Origin of the sequence: Hymenobacter sp. (assembly GCF_035709525.1) — a bacterium.
GTDB lineage: Bacteria > Bacteroidota > Bacteroidia > Cytophagales > Hymenobacteraceae > Hymenobacter.
This window is the reverse complement of sequence record NZ_DASTEP010000165.1, coordinates 1-2,684: the sequence shown is the minus strand read 5'-3', so window position 1 is coordinate 2,684 and position 2,684 is coordinate 1. Positions and strand designations below refer to the sequence as shown.

At 61.7% G+C, this 2,684-nt stretch carries 4 protein-coding genes; 2 read left to right on the top strand and 2 right to left on the bottom strand.

All coding sequences use genetic code 11. The features are described from left to right. Positions 1–160: 160 nt before the first annotated feature. The gene (locus tag VFO93_RS14225) at positions 161–1,075 is read right to left on the bottom strand and encodes a glycoside hydrolase family 25 protein (protein WP_325135051.1); all 915 of its coding nucleotides are present in this window, start codon (positions 1,073–1,075) and stop codon (positions 161–163) included. A 124-nt stretch (positions 1,076–1,199) separates the two neighbouring features. Between VFO93_RS14225 and VFO93_RS14220 the strand changes: the two genes are divergently transcribed. Together VFO93_RS14220 and VFO93_RS14215 are read left to right on the top strand one after the other, a co-directional pair. Next, a complete protein-coding gene (locus tag VFO93_RS14220) occupies positions 1,200–1,463 on the top strand; it encodes a VF530 family protein (RefSeq protein WP_325135050.1) in 264 nt (87 codons plus the stop codon). A 143-nt stretch (positions 1,464–1,606) separates the two neighbouring features. After that, positions 1,607–1,924 (top strand): hypothetical protein, encoded by a 318-nt coding sequence (locus tag VFO93_RS14215; RefSeq protein WP_325135049.1) that lies wholly within the window; start codon positions 1,607–1,609, stop codon positions 1,922–1,924. A 176-nt stretch (positions 1,925–2,100) separates the two neighbouring features. On the opposite strand, the gene VFO93_RS14210 is transcribed toward VFO93_RS14215, so the two are convergent. Next, complete coding sequence (locus VFO93_RS14210) at positions 2,101–2,451, bottom strand: Hsp20/alpha crystallin family protein (RefSeq protein WP_325135048.1); 351 nt, start codon at positions 2,449–2,451, stop codon at positions 2,101–2,103. Between the last annotated feature and the right edge of the window lie 233 nt (positions 2,452–2,684).

Genomic DNA, 2,684 nt, shown 5'->3' with positions numbered 1-2,684 from the left:
CCAAGACCGCCCCACCACCGATGGCCAGCTGATGGACAAGAAAATGCACGACGGTAAAATGAAGGGCAAGATGAAAAAGGATAAGATGGGCGACGGCAAGATGATGAAGAAAGAGAAGATGGGCGACGAAAAGACAAAGACGAAAATGTAGGCTTGCGGCCTAGGCTACTTTAGTCGCCCGGCTGGGCAGCTTCTTGCGTGAGCTGCTCGGCCGGGCGGCTTTTTTGGGGTGGGCGGGACGCTTGGTGGGGGTGGCACGGGCCGGCACGCGCAACGCTTGCAAGGCCTGGTAGCTGCCCTGGAAAACGTTGAAATCGACCTCGCCCCGGATGCCGGGCACGTAGGCCTCGTCGGAGTGCTGCCAGATTATCCACTGCGTAGCGGGCAGCACCGGGCGCGCCACCTCGTAGTGCGCTAGCCACAAGGGGAAATCGTCGAAGTGCCCGGCCAGGTAGCGCTTGTAGAAGCCGTAATTAGAATACAGAATGGGCGGCACGCCATAGTGCGCCTGCACCAGTTCGAGCCACTGGCGCACCTCGCGGCGCATTTCGGCCACGTCGTGAAAGCGGGTGGCCTCCACGTCGAGCACCGGGGGTAGGTCGCCGGCCGCCAGCGGCACCCGGCTGATAAACAGGCTGGCCTGAATGGCCCCGTCGCGGTTGGGCTGGAAGTAATGGTAGGCCCCGCTCAGGATGCCGGCGGCGCGGGCCTCGCGCCAGTTGCGCGCAAAGCGGGCATCGTGCAGCGTAGCCCCTTCGCTGGCCTTGATGAAGGCAAACCGCACCCGGTGCCGGGCCACTTCGGGCCAGTCGATGCGGCCCTGGTAGGCCGATACGTCGATGCCATGCACCGAATAGCCGGCCAACAAAGGCGTTTTTTCGCGGCCCGTGAGGTAGCGGCTCGTGAGCGTGGCCCAGGTGTGGCGCACGTAGCGATTGAGCTGCCGCTGGTGCCGGAAGTAGATAACCCCGCCCAGCAATACCGTCAGCAGCAGCCCCTTGAGCACCCACCGCCGCCAGGGCCGGCGCGGGCGCGGCGGCAACGGGGGCAGGGTAGGGGCAGCAACGGCGGGCATCGGCAGAAAAGGGAGGGCGGTCAAATTTAACGCACGGCGCGGCCCTGGCGTATGCCTGGCAGCAGCCATTTACGGGCGCGGCTGCCGTTATTTTGTGCTTTTCCGCCCCAAGCCTCAACCTGCCATGCCCACCGACGCCCGCGACGAATCCGGCCACCTCATCCGCGAGCTGCACGGCGTGAAGCTGGCTGATATTCTTAACTACCTCGTGGCGCACTACGGCTTCGGCGGCCTCGACGAGCGCCTGCGCCTCAACTGCTTTTCGGTGAACCCGAGCGTGAAATCGAGCCTCACCTTTCTGCGCCGCACGCCCTGGGCGCGGGCCAAGGTCGAAGACCTGTACGTGCGCCTGCGCACGGCCGAAGTGCTAGGCCAGCGTCGGCCCTAAGCGGCGTATTTTGCGGCATGTAGAGACGCATATTTGCGTCTCACGTTGGGCGAGCCACAACAACGACGAGACGCAAATATGCGTCTCTACATCGGCTGCGAAACAGTCATATATTTGCTAAACAGCCTCTTTTAATGCCAGACGTGCGCGAAAAATCCGGCCCGGCGGCCGTGCTGGTGGGCTTTCTGGGCTTCGTGGCCTTTGAGGTGCTAGCCTACTACCTGCTGCGCTACCTCACCTCGGGCCTGGGCGAAAGCGACCAAACCCAGACCGAGCGCAACACCATCGTCAGCAATTGGGTCAAGACGATGGCCTTCCTGGTGCTGCATCTGGCGCTGGTTATCGCGGCCATGCTGGGCCTCAGCCAGGTGCTGCCGCGCCGCTACCGGGGGCAGCTTATGGGCTGGGTCTACGCCAGCCTGCTCATGAGCTTCGTGCTGCTACTGCCGCTATTCGACTGAGGTACTGTGGCTAGCATTTAGTAACGCCCGAAAATAACGAAGCCACCGCTCATCACGGTGGCTCTCAAGAGGGTGAAACCAGGCGGCCGGTCGGTCCCGGCCATATCGCAGGTAGTGGGTGGGCCGGTCGGTCCCGGCCGTATCAACGGGCCCGGCGCGCGGCGCGGGCGAAGGGTTTAGGCGGCTTCCTTGAAGGGAATGGCTACGCGCAGCTCGCCGTTTTCGTGGCTGGCGTTGATGCTGGCCAGGTCGAGGTTGGCGGGCAGGTTGAGCTTCTGCACAAACAGCGGGGCGGCCAACTGGTCGGTGGGCTGGTGGCGGTACTCGCCATACACGGTCAGGTCGCTGTTATTGAGCACTACGTGAAACTGCTCGGCGGCCACGCTGGGCATGGCCACGTGCAGCACCACGCCCTGGGGGCGCTGGTTTACGTGCAGCTTGGGCTGGGCCACGCCGCCGCCGATAGTGTTCAGCAAATCGAGCTGGGGAGCGATGTTACGGATAAATTCGCGGCTGATAAGTTTCATGGGATAGAGCCTTTTTAGGTGGCTTCGCGGGGTATAAATCAAACCCCGTACCAACTAATAAAGTGCCCTGGTTCAACGAATTACTTGACAAATTGGCCTGTTTTGGATAGTAGGCGCGCCTACTAAATGACACCTTGGCCGGATGCCCGCCGATGTGGCAGAATATAGAGTTTTGAGTTCTGAGTTTTAAGTTTTGAGTTAACCGATGTTCAACTCAAAACTTAAAACTCAGA

Excerpts from the sequence above, each read along its gene's own strand:
- VFO93_RS14210 (WP_325135048.1), bottom strand. The coding sequence starts at position 2,451 with ATGAAACTTATCAGCCGCGAATTTATCCGTAACATCGCTCCCCAGCTC.
- VFO93_RS14220 (WP_325135050.1), top strand. The coding sequence starts at position 1,200 with ATGCCCACCGACGCCCGCGACGAATCCGGCCACCTCATCCGCGAGCTG.
- VFO93_RS14225 (WP_325135051.1), bottom strand. The coding sequence starts at position 1,075 with ATGCCCGCCGTTGCTGCCCCTACCCTGCCCCCGTTGCCGCCGCGCCCG.